Consider the following 18,698-nt stretch of genomic DNA (forward strand, 5'->3'; position numbering starts at 1 on the left):
ATATCCTAATTCAATACATCAATATGTTTTACGGTACTTTCGTCCGGCGCTACGTTCAATATTTGCAGCGCATCTTTCATTACCTGACCAAAAATAGGTGCCGCAACTTGTCCGGCGTAATATTCATCGCCCTGTGGTTGGTTAACGATAGTAACTAAAGCAATTCGAGGGTTACTTACTGGTGCGACACCGGCCGTCACCGTCATGTATTCATCACTGTAACCACCACGAACCGCTTTACGAGAAGTACCAGTTTTTGCGGCGACTCTATATCCAGGGACTGCGGCTTTGGTCGCAGTGCCTCCAGGTTGAGTTACGGTTTCCATCATTTCCAATACGGCTTTAGCGTGTTGACGATTGACGACTTGTTTACCCGGAGTTGGACCTGTCGTTTTCAAAATAGACAATGGACGATATTCGCCATAAGCACCTAAGGTGGCATAAGCATGAGCCAGTTGAATTGGCGTTACCGATAAACCATAACCAAAAGCAAGCGTTGCGATCTCAAAATCAGACCAACGACGACGATCAGGGAATATACCTGTTGCTTCACCAATCAAATTTAAACCAGATGGGTCAGCAAGACCAACTGCCGCGTACTCTGCTAATAGTTCTTGTAATGGCATCCCTAACGCTAAATGAGCCACACCGATATTACTTGATTTCTTTAAGATTGTTGTTAAATCAGCCTTACCGACTTTAGAGCTGTCACGCACACGACTGCCACCAATTCTCATAATGCCATTACCGGTATCTACGATAGTATTTAAGTTCGCCGACCCCCCATCTAACGCTGCTAATACGACAAATGGTTTTACTGTTGAGCCAGGTTCTAACGTATCGGTAATCACGCGATTTCGCATTCTAAAGCTTTGTAACTGGCTTCTATCATTTGGGTTATATGACGGCGCATTCACCATCGCAAGCACTTCACCCGTCTTAATATCAATCATCACAACTGAACCTGACATCGCTCGATAATCAGCAACCGCTTGTTTGATTGCACGATAAGCAATGGCCTGTAAGCGTTGATCAACACTCAGTACTAACGGCTTACCTTCTTGCTTCTCTTTTAATGAAATATTTTCAACAACACGCCCATAACGGTCTTTACGAACGGTTCTTCTACCAGGTTCTCCCGTTAACCAACCGTCATAGCTGCGCTCAACACCTTCAAGACCATGGCTATCAATACCGGTCACACCAATAACGTGCGCACTGATCTCTCCCGTTGGATAATAGCGACGAGATTCCGCCTTCAACCCAATGCCGGCTAATTTTAGTTTTCGAATATATCCAGCAACCGCTGGTGAAATTTGACGCTGAAGGTAAATAAAGCGACGCTTTTTATTCTTCTCAATTTTAGAGAGTAACTCTTTGCGTTTTAGACCTAATACATCAGCAAGCGCATACCAGCGCTCAACTTCAACTAGACCGCCTGCCTTATAAATGGCAACGGGATCGGCCCAAACGGCATCCACAGGAACACTAACCGCAAGCTGTTCATCATTACGATCAGAGATAATGCCACGAGCAGAAGGAAGGGATTTGACTCGGATTGAACGCATATCGCCTTGTTTAATCAAATTATCAGGTTCAATAACTTGAATATAAGCCGCTCGTGCTATCAAAATCGCTAGTGCGAGAAAAACGAAGAAAACAATAACGCCAAAGCGCCACTGAATTAGAGTCGGCGGCGCTTTGGTTATGCGTTTATTATTTTTTTTTCTATTTGGTAGTTTCATCGTAGTTTAATTATGACTTCTTTATCTGGTGCTGGTCGTTCCATATCCAACTCTTGAACGGAACGAGACTGAACTCGACTGTGCTCAGCTAATGCACTTTCTTCTAGAATCAAATTACGCCACTCACCATCTAGTATGTCCTTTTCAAGCAACAAATTTTCTCGCTTAACCGCCATTTGACGGGTGCTATGAGTTGCTAACACCACCCCGATGGCGCTGAAAAAAACACAAAATAACAAAATCGTATGAAGTCGGCCTACATTAAAAAGGTCTAGGCCAATCATTTTTGTTAAATTAGATGGTGGAGAGGTATCTTGACTCATAAGCGCTCAGCAATACGCAAAACAGAACTGCGTGAACGAACATTCACATCAACTTCGTTATCAGTCGGTTTAATTGCTTTACCAACCGCTTTCATTTTAGCACTACCTAACGCACTAATTTGAGCTTCAGTTAGCGGTAGACCATGAGGAACTTGTGGGCCTCGGCTTTCTTTACGAATGAAGTGCTTAACCATGCGGTCTTCTAGCGAATGGAAGCTGATCACCGATAAACGGCCACCTTCAGCAAATACATCTAGTGCGCCATTCAATGCAGTATCAATCTCATCCAATTCACTATTAATGTAAATACGGAAAGCTTGGAAAGCTCGAGTTGCAGGGTGTTTTTTCTCTTTAAAATTCTTTGGAGCCACATCAGAAATTAGCTTAGCTAATTGACCGGTACGCGTTAATGGCTCATTTTCTTCATTTTCACGATAAGCAACAATGCCTTTTGCAATGCGCCATGCGTGTTTATCTTCACCAAACTCACGGATAACCCAAGTAATGTCTTCAACATCAGCATCTTGTAGCCATTGAGAAACAGGCATTCCAGAGGTTGGGTCCATTCGCATATCCAAAGGACCGTCTTTCATAAAGCTGAAACCACGATCGGCATCATCTAATTGTGGTGATGACACACCTAAATCCAATAAGACACCATCAATTTGTCCAACCAGACCAAGTTCTTCAACGTATCCTTTTAATCCTGAAAAAGGACCATGGATAATAGTAAAGCGTGGGTCGGTAATGGTTTTCGCTTCAGCAATCGCTTGTGGATCACGGTCAATACTGTACAAGCGTCCATTTTCACCTAATCGCGATAAAATTTGACGGCTGTGACCACCACGACCAAAAGTACCATCAATGTAGATACCATCAGGTTTAATAGCTAAGCCATCAATAGATTCATTAAGAAGTACAGATACGTGTTGAAATTGTTCAGACATAGTGAGTATTTACTACCGTAATTATGAGAATAAGCGACTGAATTTTAGTTTTAAAGTGTAAACTAAAAATACAGGGATGTGTGTCAAATTAGTGATAATTCTAAACCAATGTTGCAGAAAGCACAAAGCCCACCATAACACTACCGAAATAGTACTATGGTGGGCTAAGTTAGGAGCCGACATATAAGCCGGGTTCTGTCCCGCTTGCGCGGTGGTAACCATTCGTCTAGGCCTGCAATCGCTCACAGGCTCAAGCAATCTACCCGCCCCCAAACACGAGCAATGCTATGTGAGGGCCTATTTGATCTTGCTCCGGGTGGAGTTTACCTTGCAACGCACTATTACTAGACGCCCGGTGCGCTCTTACCGCACCCTTTCACCCTTACCTGTGCTTACTTCCTATCCCGAAGAATAAAGAAGATTAAGCCATCGGCGGTTTTCTCTCTGCTGCACTTGTCGTGGGCTTGCGCCCCCCAGGCGTTACCTGGCACCCTGCTCTATGGAGCCCGGACTTTCCTCCCCTCCATCAGTCTCCCGAAGGACATCAATGAAGCAGCGATTACCGAGTCAGCTCCTGAAGCGAATGATATAAGAGTCAGTAATAAGTTACCACCCCTTTTTCTCAATTCTCTTAATCTAAATGCTCTAAACCCCATTTATATAGGGCATTTTTCTTCACGCCATGAATTTCAGCCGCCATTGCTGCTGCTTTTTTAAGCGGAAGCTCTTTTACAAGGATAGAAACTGAACGAGTTGCTTCAAATGGCAATTCATCTTTCGCTTCACTTCTAAAGCCATGGATCAATAAAACCATCTCTCCACGCTTACGATTTGAGTCCTCTTTTATCCATTCAATCAGCTCACCAAGCGGTGCACCATAAATGGTTTCATAGGTTTTAGTTAATTCACGAGCAAGAACAACTTGTCGCTCAGCACCAAGAACCGTTAGCATGTCGTCTAATGAATCCATAATTCGGTGTGGTGATTCATAAAAAATACACGTACGTTCTGCTTGTGCAATTTCTTCAAATTTATCACGACGCCCTTTGCTTTTTGGCGGCAGAAAACCTTCGAAGCTAAAACGGTCTGAAGGCAGGCCCGCTGCTGATAACGCAGTAATTACCGCACAAGCACCAGGTAATGGCACAACATTGACGTTCGCTTGACGACAACGATTCACTAAATGATACCCTGGATCACTAATTAACGGCGTTCCAGCATCTGAGACAAGCGCAATAGATTTGCCTTGTTGTAATTTACTGATCAACAAGTCTGCTTTATGCTGTTCGTTATGATCATGTAACGCAAATGTTTGACTAGAAATACCAAAGTGAGACAATAACTTGCCTGTATGTCGAGTATCTTCAGCAGCAATTAAGTCAACGGATTTTAACACTTCTAAAGCGCGTTGCGTTATGTCACCTAAATTACCGATTGGGGTAGGTACAATGTACAAAGTTGCAGTCTCTACCACAGATAAATTGTGATCTGTCATTTGTTTACTATCTCTTCTGCGATTAATATAGGGAATATAGATAGACACCACTATAATCAAAATAATATTTTAGCTGTTCGGGTGATTAGCATCCATAGTAAAAACAGCCCTTTTAAGTAGGACCAGTATATTACCCATGGCAAATATGACCCTTAGAAAGAACAGTGTAACACGCCTGATAGCTCCTGTAGCCTTAGCACTAACATTGGCAGCATGTTCGAGCTCACCAAAAGCGCCTGATCATCTTGATATTACACAATCACCATCAGAAACCAGCAGTGCTTATATTTTAAAAGCAGACCAACAACAAGGTACGCTTCAGGCTGATTTTCTGATCATGGCATTAAAAGCTGCCGTGCAAGAACAGAATATAGATTTAGCAAATAAGCTATTAACACGCTTAGCGAGCATGCAACTCTCTCCAGCTCAAACCGCTGAAATGCAGCTAAGCCACGCAAACATGCTAAAAACACAGAGTAAGTATGAAGAAGCTCTTCAAGTACTCAACTTTCAAACATGGTGGAAGCTAGAAGACAGTCAGTGGATTCAATACCATAAACTACGTCATGAGCTTTACTTATTCAGTGGCGACAATCTTAACTCTGCTCGTGAGTTAATAGAATTAGACACCTTCACGCCTAACGATCAAAAAGAACAGCTTTGGGCTCAAGTGTGGACCAATGTCTCATCGCTAAATAGTACCAACCTGCAAGACGTTAAGTTAGATGAGAGTGAAACAAACTTACATGGCTGGGTACAACTGGCGACTTATTTAGATACGTTAAAACACTCTCCTGCTCGTCTTCAAGAGACATTGAATGAGTGGCTACAAGCAAATCCAAGCCATCCTGCAGTGATTTATACACCTCAAGCAATCCTTGATATTCTTGCGCTAGAAATTGTACGCCCTGATAATGTCGCACTGCTACTGCCGCTTACGGGTCGATTTGGGCCGCAAGCAATACGTGTTCGAGATGGCTTTATTAATGCCATGATGGAAGATAAAGAGCGTGGCGAATTTACCAAATTTAAAGTCATTGATACTGAAGCGACACCAATGACTGAAATTATCGCCACATTAAACCAAGAAGATATTCAATTTGTTGTTGGGCCACTTCTACGCAGTAAAATTGAAGAATTTCAATCATTAAATGAATCTGAAATTCCTCAGTTAGCACTGAATATCCCAAGTGTTATTGATACTGACAAGAACAGCTGTTATTTCACTCTTTCACCAGAACAAGAAGCTGAACAAGCGGCTATCCACCTATTTAAACTAGGTCATAAGCACCCACTATTCTTAGCACCGCAAGGCACTATGGGCGAACGTCTTAGCCAAGCATTTAGTGACAAATGGTATCAATTAACAGCCAAGAAACCATCGATCAGCTACTTTGGTAAAAAATCACAATTACAACAGAAAGTGAACAGTGTGTTTGGCCTTGAAAGCAGCCAAGCCCGTATTTATCAAATGAATGCCCTGACGAAAATAGAGCTAGAATCTCAACCTCGTAGCCGTCGTGATATTGATTCTGTTTACATGGTTGCAAGAAGCAGTGAATTAGTACTATTAAAACCTTTCATTGATGTCGCAATTAACCCAGGAATTACCGTACCAAAATTGTACGCAAGTTCACGCAGTAATAGTGGTAGCCAAACTAAATTGGTAGAAATTCATGGCATTGAATTCAGTGATATTCCACTATTAATCAATGAAGATAATAAGTTTAAAGCACAATATGATGAGCTTTGGCCAAAAAGCAGTAATGGCGAAACTCGACTTCACGCATTAGGGATGGATGCTTACCAATTGATTGCCGAATTACCACAAATGAAAGCCTTAGATGATTATCATATGGAAGGTAAGACCGGCGAGTTGAGTATTAACCAAGAATGCGTTATTCAACGACAAATGAGTTGGTCTATTCATGGAGAAAAAGCAGAATAAGCGAGCAAAAGGTGAATATTATGAGTTGATGGCTCAAGGCTATTTAGAGCAACATCAACTCATATTCATTGATCGTAACTTCCATTCAAAGACAGGTGAACTCGATCTCATCATGCGAGATCGAGATAGCTTTGTTTTTGTCGAAGTAAAATATCGCGCCACTTCAAATTACGGTTCCGCGCAAGAAATGGTAACATGGCAGAAACAGCGCAAATTACAGCGAACCGCTCTCTTTTGGCTCATGAAAAATGGGCTCTCTGTTGAACATACATCTTTTAGATTTGATGTAGTTGCTATCCACTCCCAAGGTAAGGAAATCAACTGGATCAAAAATGCAATTGTTGAAGGGTAAACAATGCTAGAACATATTAAAGAAAGCTTTACTGAAAGTATCCAAATCCAGATAGCAGCAGCTGAAGCGCTTCCTGACCACATTATGCACGCCTCTCAAGCGATGGTTTCTACCTTATTAAAAGGAAATAAAATCTTATCCTGCGGTAATGGTGGTTCTGCATCTAACGCTCAACAATTTGCATCTTGCCTATTAAATCGTTTTGAGACAGAACGCCCTAGCTTGCCAGCCATGGCTTTAACGGCTGACACTTCAACTTTGACAGCGATTGCTAATGACTATAATTATGATGAGATTTTCTCTAAACAGGTGAGAGCTCTAGGTCAACCAGGGGATATTCTACTTGCCATCTCCACCAGTGGTAATAGCCAAGATATCTTAAAGGCGATGGAAGCTGCAGTAAGTAGAGACATGACTATCATTGCTTTAACAGGTATGGATGGTGGCGTTATGGCTGGTCTATTAGGTGAGTCTGATGTTGAAATTAGAATTCCATCTCACCGTGTTGCCCGAATTCAAGAGGTTCATCTTTTAACCTTACACTGTATTTGTGATCTTGTTGATCAAGTACTGTTCCCACAACATTCAGAGTAATACGATGAAATTAGTAAAACTAAGTGCTCTTTTACTTTCCGCCGTTTTATTGCAAGGCTGTGCTGGTTTATTCATTGCTGGTGCGGCAACTACCGCTTCTGTTGTGACAGATAACCGTTCAATGAAAGAGCAGCTATCTGATAAGAATCTATCTTTAGAAGCGACAGGCCTAGTCAATAAAGCCCCTTATCAATATAACATGCGCGTAAGTGCTGTTACTTACAATGGTAAAATATTACTAATGGGGCAAGCAAAAGATGCACAACTCAATCAAAAATTTGAGCAACAAATTAAAAACATGAATGGTGTAAATACCGTTTATAATCAAATTCGAGTTCGTCCTTTATTAACCTTTACTCAGATTAATAACGATAGCTGGATCACCACAAAAGTGAAGTCTTCACTACTCGCTAAATCAGAATTGAATGGGATAAAGATCAGTGTATTCACTGAAGCACAAGAAGTCTTCCTTGTTGGTTTTGTCACAGAAGAGCAAGGTAATATTGCCGCAGAAGTCGCACGCAATATTAAAGGCGTTAAAGAAGTGATTAAGGCCTTTGAATACGGCCAAGGTGGCGATGTAGAAAAATAACCTTATTTCTATGATTTCTATTCAAAAAAAAAGCCTGCAATGATATGCAGGCTTTTTTATTATGCTGGATGTAAATAGTATAAACTACTTAACTACTCGTAAACTTGGTCGACCTGTTGGTCGTGGTGGCTCAGGCTTATCATCTGATGATGTTTCATCTTCAGATACAGAAGAAAGTGTCTCTTCAAAAATCCCTTCGTCCGTAGTCAACTCATAAGCCTCTTCTGGTTCAAACATAGTTCCAGCGCCGTTTTCACGCGCATAGATAGCTTGAATCGCATATAGAGGAAGAATAAGCGAATGTGGGCGACCACCAAAACGGGCATTAAATGTTACCGCTTCATTACCCATTTCTAAATTACCAACAGAATGTGGTGCCACGTTTAAAACGATTTGACCATCTTGAACAAAGTCTTCAGGTACTCGAACACCATTCATAGTTGCATCAACAACAAGATGGGGTGTTAGCTCGTTATCAACGATCCATTCATAAAATGCTCGTAATAAATATGGGCGACGCGGCATCATTGAACTAATATCCATTAGTTTGTTAGACGCAGTTCACGTTCAGCTTCTGTTAGCGAAGCTAGGAATGAATCACGTTCAAATACACGAGTCATATAAATTTTAAGTTCTTTAGCACCTGGGCCTGATAATTCAATTCCCATTGATGGCAAACGCCATAGCAGCGGAGCTAAATAACAGTCAACTAGGCTAAACTCATCACTCATGAAGTAAGTGTATTCAGCAAAAATTGGACCTAACATTAGTAAGTCATTACGCAGTTTTGCACGAGCAGCTTCAGATTCTTCAAAAGAACCAGACTCAACAATTTTTGCTAATGAGTACCAGTTAGTTTCAACGCGGTGCATCATTAGACGACTATTACCACGAGCGACTGGGTAAACAGGCATCAATGGAGGATGAGGAAAACGCTCATCTAAATATTCCATAATGATGTTTGAATTGTATAGAGCAAGCTCACGGTCAACTAGCGTTGGTACAGTTTTGTAAGGGTTTAATTCTACAAGTTCTGCAGGCAAGTTAGATGGTTCAACCAATTCAACTTCAACACTTACACCCTTCTCAGCAAGTACAATGCGTACTTGATGACTGTACATGTCAGAAGCGTCTGAAAAAAGCGTCATTACTGAGCGTTTGTTGGCAGCAACAGCCATTGAGCCCTCCGGTATTTATCTAGGAGCAAAAAGCACCATATTGTTGGTGCTTGTCAGCTACCATTCAATCTAGAATAATAGTGACACAAAAACAATGGAGGCTAAGCCTCCATTGCGTACAATTAACGATCTAGAATATCACGATTAGTGGACATCGCGCCAATATTCTTTCTTAAGCAGGTAGCAAACAAAGGCAAATATCACTAAAAAGCCCATCACCCACCAACCTAAACGGTGACGTTCAAGCTGTACAGGGTCACCTGAATACTCTAAAAAGTTAACTAAATCACGAACTGCCACATCGTATTCACCCGTGCTAAGTTCACCAGTACCATCAGACTCAACACCCACTACCACTTTATGCTCAACGCCATCAACTGTGGTCGTTTCATAAATAGGAGTAGTTACGCCTTGTAGCTCTTGAAATACGTGAGGCATACCAACACTTGGGAAAACCATATTATTCACACCAAATGGGCGCGTTGGATCAGCATAGAATGTACGTAAATACGTATATAACCAATCCGTGCCACGAACACGAGCAACAAGAGTTAGATCTGGTGGCGGAGCACCAAACCAGTTCGCCGCTTGTTTTTCAGGAATTGCGTTTTCCATCAAATCGCCAATTTTAGCGTTCGGATCAAAAACAAGGTTATCCATCATTAGATCAACAGGGATGCCTAAATCTTCTGCTACTCGACCATAACGTTGGTACTGAGTTGAGTGACAACCAGCACAATAGTTCATGAATAACTTAGCACCATTTTGAAGCGATGCTTGGTCACGTATATCATTGTTTGCTTTATCTAATGGAACGCCAGCCCCAGCAGCCATTGCCATTGATGGCAACAAAGCAAAAAGTACTAAAATCAACTTTCTCATTTGAATGTCACCCTCTCTGGTAATGGTTTTGTCACTTCGTTTTTGCTGTAAACAAACAAAAGAACAAAAAACATAAAGTAAGTTAAGCTGAATATTTGCGCCAGTAACGTATATAGCGCCGTTGCTGGTAATGCACCTAAAATACCAAGAGCAATAAAGCTAATAGTGAATTGTGCAATATTCAATAAATGTAACTTACTACGGTAGCGATATGAGCGTACTTTACAACGATCTAACCATGGTAGAAGGAACAGAACAACAATCGATGCACCCATTGCAGCAACACCGATTAATTTATCAGGTACCGCACGCAAAATTGCGTAGAATGGTGTGAAATACCAAACAGGGGCAATATGCTCTGGTGTTTTCAGTGGGTTTGCTGCTTCAAAGTTAGGCCCTTCAAGGAAGTAACCGCCCATTTCTGGATTAAAGAACAACACATAACAGAAGAAGAATAAGAAACCAGCCACACCGATCATATCTTTTACCGTTCCATACGGATGGAAAGGAACAGAATCAATAATGTTATATTTCTTAGTGTAGTATTCGTGAAATTTAAATTGGGTTGTATGATCACCTTTGTCATCTTTTGCTTTTGGTATTTTAAGCTCGATACCATCAGGGTTATTTGACCCAACTTCATGTAAAGCCAGTACATGTAGTACAACCAATAGCAGCAATACAATAGGTAAAGCAATAACATGCAGAGCAAAGAAACGGTTCAGCGTTGCACCGGAAATTACATAATCACCACGGATCCACAGTGTTAAGTCATCACCAATAACAGGAATTGCACCAAACAGTGAAATGATTACTTGAGCACCCCAGTAAGACATTTGACCCCATGGTAATAAATACCCCATGAAAGCTTCAGCCATTAACACTAGGAAGATCAACATGCCAAATAGCCATAAAAGCTCACGAGGCTTCTGGTATGAACCATAAATCAAACCGCGATACATATGAAGATAAACGACAACAAAGAACGCTGACGCACCAGTGGAGTGCATATAACGCAATAGCCAGCCGTAATCAACATCACGCATAATGTATTCAACAGAAGCAAACGCACCCTCACCTGAAGGTACGTAGTTCATCGTTAGCCAAATACCAGTAATCAACTGATTAACTAAAACCAGCATTGCTAGTGAGCCAAAGAAATACCAAAAGTTAAAGTTTTTCGGCATTGGATATTCTGATAAATGCTTTTTATAAGCATTCATTGCAGGTAGACGTTTTTCTACCCAATCAAGTAATGGTTGCATTAGGCTTCCCCTCCTTCATCAACCCCAACAAGGATACGAGTATCACTAAGGTACATATGCTTAGGAACAACAAGGTTTAGTGGTGCAGGTACGCCTTGGAATACTCGGCCAGCCATATCAAATTTAGAACCATGACACGGACAAAAGAAACCAGAATTAACCCCTTCAACTTGCTCACTAAAACTGTCAGGTAAATAGGTAGGTGAACAACCAAGGTGGGTACAAATCCCAACGGCTAAAAATATCTCAGGCTTAATTGAACGGTATGCATTTTGAGCATAGTTCGGTTGTTGCTCTTCCCCTGAAGAAGGATCTCGTAGTTGACCATCAATTTCAGTTAACGATTGCAGAAGTGCCTCTGAACGACGTACAACCCATACAGGTTTACCTCGCCACTCAACACGAACCATCTGCCCATCTTCAAGCTTACTGATATCGACTTCAACCGGAGCACCTGCAGCTTTCGCTCTTGCACTCGGGTTCCAAGATTTAATAAAAGGTACGGCCACCGCTGCTGCCCCTAATCCACCAACAACTGCAGTTGTTGCGGTTAAGAAACGACGTCGACCATTACTCACTGGCGCATTGCTCATCCAACTTTCTCCCATGTGCTCTTTATATAGTTTTTATTATGTCCATACATTTTCGAGCTACGGCTAACTTTAAGGTGTGATACAACAGAGTTTTGATACCTCAAACTCTAAATAAAGCTAAAGAATTTGTTCATATTTTTAACGCTGTCGTTTTAACCCATAAATGATAAAGAAAACCTTACTTTTTGACAAGGTAAAGCTACTTTTTTGCAACATTTGTGAAGTAGGTATACTTTTTAAAGCGAGAGGGAAGAAAAGACAAGAAAAGATAAGGAAATTCAAGTGATGAAGAGTATGTGAACTCACAAAAACAAAAAAAGCCCAGCATAAAATGCTGAGCTTTTTCCACAATAACCAAAATGACTTTGAAACCAAAGCCACTTGGCAAGCGTAATATTAACGCTTAGAGAATTGTGGTTTCTTACGAGCTTTACGTAGACCAACTTTCTTACGTTCAACGCAACGAGCGTCACGCGTAACATAGCCAGCAGCACGTAGTGCAGGACGTAATGTTTCATCGAATTGCATAAGAGCACGTGTGATACCGTGACGGATCGCACCAGCTTGACCAGAAATACCACCACCAGAAACAGTGATGAATAGGTCTAGTTTATCAGTCATTTCAACTAGCTCTAGAGGTTGGTTAACAACCATACGTGCTGTTGGACGACCAAAGTAAACGTCAAGGCTGCGCTTGTTGATTACGATGTTGCCAGTACCCGGTTTGATAAAAACACGAGCTGCTGAACTTTTACGGCGACCAGTGCCGTAGTATTGATTCTCTGCCATTGCCATGATCCTCGGTTAAATGTCTAGTACTTGTGGTTGTTGAGCAGTGTGGTTATGCTCAGCGCCAGCGTAAACTTTAAGTTTACGGTACATAGCACGACCAAGAGGACCACGTGGAAGCATACCTTTAACAGCTAATTCAATAACCATTTCAGGTTTACGAACAATCAGTTTCTCGAAAGAAATAGATTTTAGTCCGCCTGGGAACTCTGAGTGGCGGTAGTAGATCTTGCCAGCTGCTTTGTTACCAGTTACGCGTACTTTCTCTGCGTTGATAACGATGATGTAATCACCAGTATCTACGTGAGGAGTGTATTCTGCTTTATGCTTGCCACGTAGGCGAGATGCGATTTCAGTTGCGATACGACCAAGAGTTTTACCTTCAGCGTCTACAACATACCAGTCACGCTTTACAGCGGCTGGTTTAGCAACGAAAGTTTTCATGCTAATGATACCCGTTTTAAAATAAATTCACTGATTAGGAGCTTTCGCTCCCACTGTATATTTTCGAGCCCAGTCATCACCCCTTCGAGTGGTTGGCACTCTTGGCTATTAAGCCAGTACAGTAACGGTGGGTCGGAGGATTATAGTGAAGCGTGAAGAAAAAATCACCTTTTTTTTGAAGATATTTCACATATTAGGGAAAAAAGATAAAAAAAATGAATTTTGAACCTCATCACATCAAATAAACCCCTTAAATTATAAAAACAAGGGGAAAATGATTAGGATAAATGTTCTTTTGCTAGGTATTCATGGCTTTGCATTTCAATCAACCGAGACTGACAACGTTTAAATTCAAACGTTAAACGCCCTTTTTCATAAATACAGGCTAAATCCACCTCTGCAGATATGATTAATTTGACGTTTCGCTCATAAAACTCATCAACCATCGCAATAAAACGACGAGCCGCATCATCATTCAACTCGCCCATCACCTTAACATTAGAAAGTAAGACCGTATGGTACAAACGAGACAACTCTATATAGTCATGTTGACTTCGTGCACTCTCGCATAATGCTGAGAATTCAAAATGAACAACCCCATCACCCTCTGCTTTTACCTGTAATTGACGATGGTTAATTTCAATAACTGTTGGTTTGTATTCACTTTCAGATGTGAGCTTTTCAAAATATGTTTTCATATTCTGCTCTGCTTTATCATCTAATGGAAAATGAAAGATCTCTGCCTGCTCTAATGTCCTTAAGCGATAATCAATACCACTATCCACATTAACAATGTCACAATGTTCTTCTATAAGGGCAATAGCAGGGAGGAAACGCGCACGCTGTAATCCATTGCGATACAAATCTTGAGGTAAAATATTTGATGTTGCCACCAACGCGATCCCTCTTTCAAATAAAGCCTCTAATAAAGTAGCTAAAATCATCGCATCGGTAATGTCAGAGACAAAAAACTCATCAAAACAGATAATGTCCGTTTCTTGTTTAAATTTGTCCGCCACAATTAATAGGGGATCAGCCTGCTGTTGCAATTCCCCCAACTCATCATGAACGCGCTGCATAAAACGATGAAAATGCACTCGCATCTTTCGCTCTGTTGGCAGTGCATCATAAAAAGTATCAACTAAATACGTTTTGCCTCGCCCTACCCCGCCCCAAAAATACAGGCCTTTTTCAGGGATTAGCTTTTCAGGAGTCGTTTTCTTAAAAAAAGTGCGCCATGATTTTTTCACTTCTGGCTGAGGAACTTTTTGAGTAGATAAGCGTCGATATAATGCATCAAGGTGCTCAACCGCATTTAATTGAGCACTGTCTTGATGAAATCCATTCTGTTGTAGGTCGAGCTGATATTTTTCTAATGGTGTCATCAGTTTTAATCTTTTCTTTTGTTGATTGACTCTCTTCATAGTAGCATGATCTCAATATACCCGATGAGTGGGCTGACTCACACTTATGCCGACTCACTCTAAATAAAAATGATAAGGAGCACTTCATGGCTTGGACCTATGCCTTAATTGGCTTAGCTGTTGGGATTATAATTGGTTTTCTAATTTCTCGCGTTACAGTGCCAGGTATAAAACACCAAAAGACACTGAAACAAGACTTAGAAAAATCAAAATACGAGCTAGAGCAATACCGACAAGAGTTGGTCGATCATTTTGCAACCAGTGCTACCATGCTAGAAGCATTAGCAAAAGACTTTAATAAAATGTACGACCATATGGCATCAACTTCAAAAGAACTCATGCCAAATCTACCTGAGCAAGATAACCCTTTCTCTGCTCGTTTAGATGAAATGACTCTTTCACCAGAGCTGAATAAAAAAGTGGCTCACATTAAAGAAGAAATTGATAGCCAGCCAAAAGATTACGCTAATGGCGCTTCAGGTTTGTTAAAGGATGAACCACTAAGTGATATAAGTGCGAATAAAGAAGAAAAAATCGCATAAGCTTACAATCAGCACTCATCGAAGCTTTAATCCTATGAGTGCTGATTTTCAATCTCTACTTTTTATTTACGTTCAATGTTATCCTAACTAATTATTGTTTTATTCATTTAAAGGTTAGGAAGGCAATGCTTTCATTCTTATTGCGCTCAGCTATTATCGGAACAGCAACCGCTGCTGTGCTGTTATTTGCATTCCCTAATCTGCGCTCTTCTATTACTACAGAACAAAATCAAACTGTTCAAGGTTCTCAGCAGATCAATAATCAGATCTCATTTAATTATGCTGTTCGTCGAGCCGCTCCTGCTGTTGTTAATATCTATAGCCGTAAATACAATGATAAAGACCGACTACGATTAGACACAGAAGGCCTTGGTTCTGGCGTTATCGTTAGTGACAAAGGGTATATCATCACAAATTACCATGTCGTTGCCGATGCTGACCAAGTCATTGTCGCTCTTCAAGATGGGCGGTTATTTAATTCTCAATTGGTCGGAAAAGACAAACGCACCGATCTCGCTGTACTACAGATAAAAGACACTAATCTTCCTGTGATCCCTTTAAATCCAAATTATCAAGCAGATATTGGTGATGTGGTATTAGCGATTGGCAATCCTTACAACTTAGGACAAACCACCACTTTTGGTATTATTTCCGCAACAGGCCGTGCGGCTTTAAGTGCTGATGGTACTCAAGGATTAATCCAAACCGATGCAGCAATTAACCGTGGTAATTCTGGAGGTGCTTTAGTTAATACTCGTGGTGAATTAGTGGGTATCAATACCGCCTCTTTCCAACAAGCCACAGAATTAGAAACCTACGGAATTTCTTTTGCAATCCCTTACGATCTCGCCGATAAAATCATGCGTCGTTTAATCGCTGATGGGCAAGTTATCCGTGGTTACATCGGCGTTGATGGCCGAGACATTAACCCTGCAATGGCTCGCCTTATGAATGCAGATAACATCAACGGTATCTTAGTATTAGGCGTTGCACCAAATAGCCCAGCAGAAAAGAGTGGCATTGTTTCACAAGATATCATTACGAGTATAAATGGTGAGAGTGTGATTAACCGCCAGAATGTCACTGACATTGTCACTGAGCTTCGCCCGGGAACTGAGGTCGATGTTGATATTATTCGTAAAGGAATAGCTCAAACAATTAAAGTTACAATAGAAGAAGCTCCAGAAAGTTAATTCTATATTCAATCATTAATAGATAAAAAAATAGCGCATGATGAATGCGCTATTTTTATATGTGTATCAAACTTAAAGAAGATACCGACTAATTCCAATCGAAATTGATATTACTCTTTTTCTTCTACTTCAACTGAAGTACTTTCACCATTAACATCTATACGAGTCACTCGCTGTAAACCTCTAGGTAATAAAGAACCACGACGGCCTCGTTCACCTCTGAAGTTATCTAAGTCACTTGGTTTCAAACCTAACTTACGCTTACCCGCATACAAGGTAATAGTTGCACCTTGTGGCAATGGCAGTAAGTGAGATAAGAACTCTTCACGAGACTTAGAACGTGCTGCTGGAATGTTGATGATCTTGTTCCCTTTGCCTTTACCTAATTGTGGTAAATCTTTAATTGGGAACAGTAGCATTCTACCTTCATTTGTAATCGCTAAAATTTCATCATTCTCTAAATCAGAAACAGACTCAGGATTCATCACTAACGAATTTTCAGGAAGCGTCAATAACGTCTTACCATTCTTATTCTTCGATAGTAAATCACTTCCCTTACAAACAAAGCCATAACCCGCATCAGAACTAATTAACCAGGCTTGATCTTCTTCACCCATAACAACATGAGTAATTTGGCTACCTGCCGTTATATTCAATCGGCCTGTAATTGGCTCACCTTGGCTTCTTGCTGAAGGCAACGTATGTGATTCCAGTGCGTAACTGCGACCGTTACTGCCCATGAAGACGGCAGGAGCATTACTCTTACCACGCGCATGAGCTAGGTATTTATCACCCGACTTATAGTTTAACGTGGTTGGGTCAACTTCATGCCCTTTCGCATGACGGATCCAACCTTTATCAGAAAGAACAACAGTAATCGTTTCGCTTGGAATTAAATCACGCTCTGTTAATGCTTTAGCTTCTTCACGCTCAACCAATGGAGAGCGACGATCATCACCAAACTTCTCTGCATCCGCTAAGATTTCTTTCTTAATTAACGTATTTAGACGACGCTCAGAACCTAATAACTTCTCAATTTGATCTCGTTCTTTCGCTAATTCATCTTGCTCACCACGGATCTTAATCTCTTCCAGTTTTGCTAACTGGCGAAGTTTAATCTCTAAGATGGCTTCCGCTTGAATTTCAGTTAAGTCAAAGCGCGTCATTAGCTCGTGTTTTGGATCATCTTCGGTACGAATGATTTCGATAACTTCATCGATATTCAAATACGCAGCCAGTAGACCATCTAAAATATGCAAACGAGCTAAGATTTTATCAAGACGATGCTGTAAACGCTTACGAACGGTCGTGCGACGAAATTCAATCCACTCATTAAGAATGCTAACTAAGCCCTTAACTTGTGGACGTAAATCCAAACCAATCATATTTAGGTTCACACGGAAGCTTTTTTCAAGATCCGTAGAAGCAAATAGATGATTCATTAACGGCTCAGCTTCAATACGATTTGAGCGCGGAACAATCACGATACGCGTTGGGTTTTCATGATCCGATTCATCACGAAGATCGTCTACCATTGGTAGTTTCTTCGCTCGCATTTGACTTGCAATTTGTTCTAATAACTTACTGCCTGACACTTGGTGTGGTAAAGCAGTAATAACGATATCACTGCCTTCTTTATGCCACACTGCACGCATTTTAATGCTGCCACGGCCAGTACGGTAGATCTTCTTAATATCGGTATGAGATGAAATGATTTCAGCTTCAGTTGGATAATCAGGACCCTGAATGAAATCCATAACCTGATCTAAATCTGCTTTTGGATTATCCAATAAATGCACTGTCGCATTCGCAACTTCACGCACATTATGAGGAGGAATATCCGTAGCCATACCAACCGCGATACCCATGATGCCATTCAGCAATATGTGAGGAAGACGAGCAGGTAAGATCTTAGGCTCTTTCATCGTACCATCAAAGTTTGGCTGCCATTCAACCGTACCTTGGCTTATTTCACCAAGTAATACATCAGCAAACTTCGATAATTTTGATTCGGTATAACGCATTGCTGCGAACGATTTCGGATCATCTGGCGCACCCCAGTTACCCTGACCATCTACCAATGGGTATCGGTAAGAGAAAGGCTGAGCCATTAGTACCATTGCTTCATAACAAGCAGAGTCACCGTGTGGGTGGTATTTACCCAATACATCACCAACCGTACGCGCCGATTTTTTGTATTTTGCATTCGCAGATAAACCAAGCTCTGACATCGCATAAATAATACGACGTTGAACGGGTTTCAAGCCATCACCGATATAAGGCAATGCGCGATCCATGATTACGTACATGGAGTAATTTAGATAAGCGTCTTCTGTAAACTTGCGCAGCGGCAGCTGTTCAACACCTTCCAAGGACATTTCTGAACTCATAT

General features: G+C 41.1%; 19 protein-coding genes and 1 other RNA gene. 6 read left to right on the forward strand and 14 right to left on the reverse strand.

The window, feature by feature from the left end; genetic code table 11:
- Positions 1 to 5: 5 nt before the first annotated feature.
- The 5 genes from ED622_RS09625 to rsmI all read right to left on the reverse strand — a co-directional run bounded on the left by ED622_RS09625 (position 6) and on the right by rsmI (position 4,510).
- A complete protein-coding gene (locus ED622_RS09625; protein ID WP_122033674.1) occupies positions 6 to 1,745 on the reverse strand; it encodes a penicillin-binding transpeptidase domain-containing protein in 1,740 nt (579 codons plus the stop codon).
- Entirely contained in the window at positions 1,742 to 2,068 is a 327-nt protein-coding gene (gene ftsL, locus ED622_RS09630; RefSeq protein WP_122033675.1) for a cell division protein FtsL, read from the reverse strand. The genes ED622_RS09625 and ftsL overlap by 4 nt, the downstream gene beginning before the upstream one ends.
- Positions 2,065 to 3,015: a 16S rRNA (cytosine(1402)-N(4))-methyltransferase RsmH gene (gene rsmH / locus ED622_RS09635; protein ID WP_122033676.1), complete on the reverse strand. Its 951-nt coding sequence runs from the start codon at positions 3,013 to 3,015 to the stop codon at positions 2,065 to 2,067. The genes ftsL and rsmH overlap by 4 nt, the downstream gene beginning before the upstream one ends.
- Positions 3,016 to 3,183: 168 nt before the next feature.
- Positions 3,184 to 3,590, reverse strand: an RNA gene (gene rnpB / locus ED622_RS09640) — RNase P RNA component class A.
- A 56-nt stretch (positions 3,591 to 3,646) separates the two neighbouring features.
- Complete coding sequence (gene rsmI / locus ED622_RS09645; RefSeq protein WP_162922497.1) at positions 3,647 to 4,510, reverse strand: 16S rRNA (cytidine(1402)-2'-O)-methyltransferase; 864 nt, start codon at positions 4,508 to 4,510, stop codon at positions 3,647 to 3,649.
- A gap of 136 nt (positions 4,511 to 4,646) precedes the next feature.
- On the opposite strand from rsmI, the gene ED622_RS09650 reads away from it, so the two are divergent.
- Genes ED622_RS09650 through ED622_RS09665 form a run of 4 tightly spaced genes read left to right on the forward strand, consistent with a single transcriptional unit; the run spans position 4,647 to position 7,996 of the window.
- Positions 4,647 to 6,458: a penicillin-binding protein activator gene (locus ED622_RS09650; protein ID WP_122033678.1), complete on the forward strand. Its 1,812-nt coding sequence runs from the start codon at positions 4,647 to 4,649 to the stop codon at positions 6,456 to 6,458.
- On the forward strand, positions 6,439 to 6,810 hold the full coding sequence (locus ED622_RS09655) for a YraN family protein (RefSeq protein WP_122033679.1): 372 nt from the start codon (positions 6,439 to 6,441) through the stop codon (positions 6,808 to 6,810). Before ED622_RS09650 ends, ED622_RS09655 begins: the two co-directional genes overlap by 20 nt.
- Positions 6,811 to 6,813: 3 nt before the next feature.
- The gene (locus ED622_RS09660) at positions 6,814 to 7,404 is read left to right on the forward strand and encodes a phosphoheptose isomerase (RefSeq protein WP_122033680.1); all 591 of its coding nucleotides are present in this window, start codon (positions 6,814 to 6,816) and stop codon (positions 7,402 to 7,404) included.
- 4 nt (positions 7,405 to 7,408) lie between these two features.
- Positions 7,409 to 7,996: a BON domain-containing protein gene (locus ED622_RS09665; protein ID WP_122033681.1), complete on the forward strand. Its 588-nt coding sequence runs from the start codon at positions 7,409 to 7,411 to the stop codon at positions 7,994 to 7,996.
- 84 nt (positions 7,997 to 8,080) lie between these two features.
- Here ED622_RS09665 and sspB read toward each other — a convergent pair whose 3' ends face one another.
- The 8 genes from sspB to zapE form a co-directional block, all read right to left on the reverse strand.
- On the reverse strand, positions 8,081 to 8,539 hold the full coding sequence (gene sspB, locus ED622_RS09670) for a ClpXP protease specificity-enhancing factor (RefSeq protein WP_122033682.1): 459 nt from the start codon (positions 8,537 to 8,539) through the stop codon (positions 8,081 to 8,083).
- Positions 8,539 to 9,174, reverse strand: coding sequence for a stringent starvation protein SspA (gene sspA / locus ED622_RS09675; protein ID WP_122033683.1), 636 nt, complete (start codon positions 9,172 to 9,174; stop codon positions 8,539 to 8,541). Before sspA ends, sspB begins: the two co-directional genes overlap by 1 nt.
- A gap of 144 nt (positions 9,175 to 9,318) precedes the next feature.
- The gene (locus ED622_RS09680) at positions 9,319 to 10,056 is read right to left on the reverse strand and encodes a cytochrome c1 (protein WP_122033684.1); all 738 of its coding nucleotides are present in this window, start codon (positions 10,054 to 10,056) and stop codon (positions 9,319 to 9,321) included.
- Positions 10,053 to 11,321 (reverse strand): cytochrome bc complex cytochrome b subunit, encoded by a 1,269-nt coding sequence (locus tag ED622_RS09685; protein WP_122033685.1) that lies wholly within the window; start codon positions 11,319 to 11,321, stop codon positions 10,053 to 10,055. Before ED622_RS09685 ends, ED622_RS09680 begins: the two co-directional genes overlap by 4 nt.
- Positions 11,321 to 11,914 (reverse strand): ubiquinol-cytochrome c reductase iron-sulfur subunit, encoded by a 594-nt coding sequence (petA, locus tag ED622_RS09690; RefSeq protein ID WP_122033850.1) that lies wholly within the window; start codon positions 11,912 to 11,914, stop codon positions 11,321 to 11,323. The genes ED622_RS09685 and petA overlap by 1 nt, the downstream gene beginning before the upstream one ends.
- 396 nt (positions 11,915 to 12,310) lie before the next feature.
- Complete coding sequence (gene rpsI, locus ED622_RS09695; protein ID WP_122033686.1) at positions 12,311 to 12,703, reverse strand: 30S ribosomal protein S9; 393 nt, start codon at positions 12,701 to 12,703, stop codon at positions 12,311 to 12,313.
- A gap of 15 nt (positions 12,704 to 12,718) precedes the next feature.
- On the reverse strand, positions 12,719 to 13,147 hold the full coding sequence (gene rplM / locus ED622_RS09700; RefSeq protein ID WP_122033687.1) for a 50S ribosomal protein L13: 429 nt from the start codon (positions 13,145 to 13,147) through the stop codon (positions 12,719 to 12,721).
- Positions 13,148 to 13,425: 278 nt separating this feature from the next.
- Complete coding sequence (gene zapE, locus ED622_RS09705) at positions 13,426 to 14,532, reverse strand: cell division protein ZapE (protein WP_162922498.1); 1,107 nt, start codon at positions 14,530 to 14,532, stop codon at positions 13,426 to 13,428.
- Between the two features lie 125 nt (positions 14,533 to 14,657).
- Between zapE and zapG the strand changes: the two genes are divergently transcribed.
- Together zapG and degS are read left to right on the forward strand one after the other, a co-directional pair.
- Positions 14,658 to 15,113: a Z-ring associated protein ZapG gene (gene zapG / locus ED622_RS09710; protein ID WP_122033689.1), complete on the forward strand. Its 456-nt coding sequence runs from the start codon at positions 14,658 to 14,660 to the stop codon at positions 15,111 to 15,113.
- Between the two features lie 125 nt (positions 15,114 to 15,238).
- Entirely contained in the window at positions 15,239 to 16,306 is a 1,068-nt protein-coding gene (degS, locus tag ED622_RS09715) for an outer membrane-stress sensor serine endopeptidase DegS (protein WP_122033690.1), read from the forward strand.
- Between the two features lie 110 nt (positions 16,307 to 16,416).
- On the opposite strand, the gene parC is transcribed toward degS, so the two are convergent.
- Positions 16,417 to 18,696, reverse strand: a complete 2,280-nt coding sequence (gene parC / locus ED622_RS09720; protein WP_122033691.1) for a DNA topoisomerase IV subunit A — start codon at positions 18,694 to 18,696, stop codon at positions 16,417 to 16,419.
- Positions 18,697 to 18,698: the final 2 nt, after the last annotated feature.

Source organism: Aliivibrio sp. EL58, from assembly GCF_900312675.1.
In the GTDB taxonomy this organism is placed as follows: domain Bacteria; phylum Pseudomonadota; class Gammaproteobacteria; order Enterobacterales; family Vibrionaceae; genus Aliivibrio.

What these genes read in the sequence shown, in the direction of transcription:
- ED622_RS09625 (WP_122033674.1), bottom strand. Translation starts at nt 1,745, where the DNA reads ATGAAACTACCAAATAGAAAAAAAAATAATAAACGCATAACCAAAGCG.
- ftsL (WP_122033675.1), bottom strand. Translation starts at nt 2,068, where the DNA reads ATGAGTCAAGATACCTCTCCACCATCTAATTTAACAAAAATGATTGGC.
- rsmH (WP_122033676.1), bottom strand. Translation starts at nt 3,015, where the DNA reads ATGTCTGAACAATTTCAACACGTATCTGTACTTCTTAATGAATCTATT.
- rsmI (WP_162922497.1), bottom strand. Translation starts at nt 4,510, where the DNA reads ATGACAGATCACAATTTATCTGTGGTAGAGACTGCAACTTTGTACATT.
- ED622_RS09650 (WP_122033678.1), top strand. Translation starts at nt 4,647, where the DNA reads ATGGCAAATATGACCCTTAGAAAGAACAGTGTAACACGCCTGATAGCT.
- ED622_RS09655 (WP_122033679.1), top strand. Translation starts at nt 6,439, where the DNA reads ATGGAGAAAAAGCAGAATAAGCGAGCAAAAGGTGAATATTATGAGTTG.
- ED622_RS09660 (WP_122033680.1), top strand. Translation starts at nt 6,814, where the DNA reads ATGCTAGAACATATTAAAGAAAGCTTTACTGAAAGTATCCAAATCCAG.
- ED622_RS09665 (WP_122033681.1), top strand. Translation starts at nt 7,409, where the DNA reads ATGAAATTAGTAAAACTAAGTGCTCTTTTACTTTCCGCCGTTTTATTG.
- sspB (WP_122033682.1), bottom strand. Translation starts at nt 8,539, where the DNA reads ATGGATATTAGTTCAATGATGCCGCGTCGCCCATATTTATTACGAGCA.
- sspA (WP_122033683.1), bottom strand. Translation starts at nt 9,174, where the DNA reads ATGGCTGTTGCTGCCAACAAACGCTCAGTAATGACGCTTTTTTCAGAC.
- ED622_RS09680 (WP_122033684.1), bottom strand. Translation starts at nt 10,056, where the DNA reads ATGAGAAAGTTGATTTTAGTACTTTTTGCTTTGTTGCCATCAATGGCA.
- ED622_RS09685 (WP_122033685.1), bottom strand. Translation starts at nt 11,321, where the DNA reads ATGCAACCATTACTTGATTGGGTAGAAAAACGTCTACCTGCAATGAAT.
- petA (WP_122033850.1), bottom strand. Translation starts at nt 11,914, where the DNA reads ATGAGCAATGCGCCAGTGAGTAATGGTCGACGTCGTTTCTTAACCGCA.
- rpsI (WP_122033686.1), bottom strand. Translation starts at nt 12,703, where the DNA reads ATGGCAGAGAATCAATACTACGGCACTGGTCGCCGTAAAAGTTCAGCA.
- rplM (WP_122033687.1), bottom strand. Translation starts at nt 13,147, where the DNA reads ATGAAAACTTTCGTTGCTAAACCAGCCGCTGTAAAGCGTGACTGGTAT.
- zapE (WP_162922498.1), bottom strand. Translation starts at nt 14,532, where the DNA reads ATGACACCATTAGAAAAATATCAGCTCGACCTACAACAGAATGGATTT.
- zapG (WP_122033689.1), top strand. Translation starts at nt 14,658, where the DNA reads ATGGCTTGGACCTATGCCTTAATTGGCTTAGCTGTTGGGATTATAATT.
- degS (WP_122033690.1), top strand. Translation starts at nt 15,239, where the DNA reads ATGCTTTCATTCTTATTGCGCTCAGCTATTATCGGAACAGCAACCGCT.
- parC (WP_122033691.1), bottom strand. Translation starts at nt 18,696, where the DNA reads ATGAGTTCAGAAATGTCCTTGGAAGGTGTTGAACAGCTGCCGCTGCGC.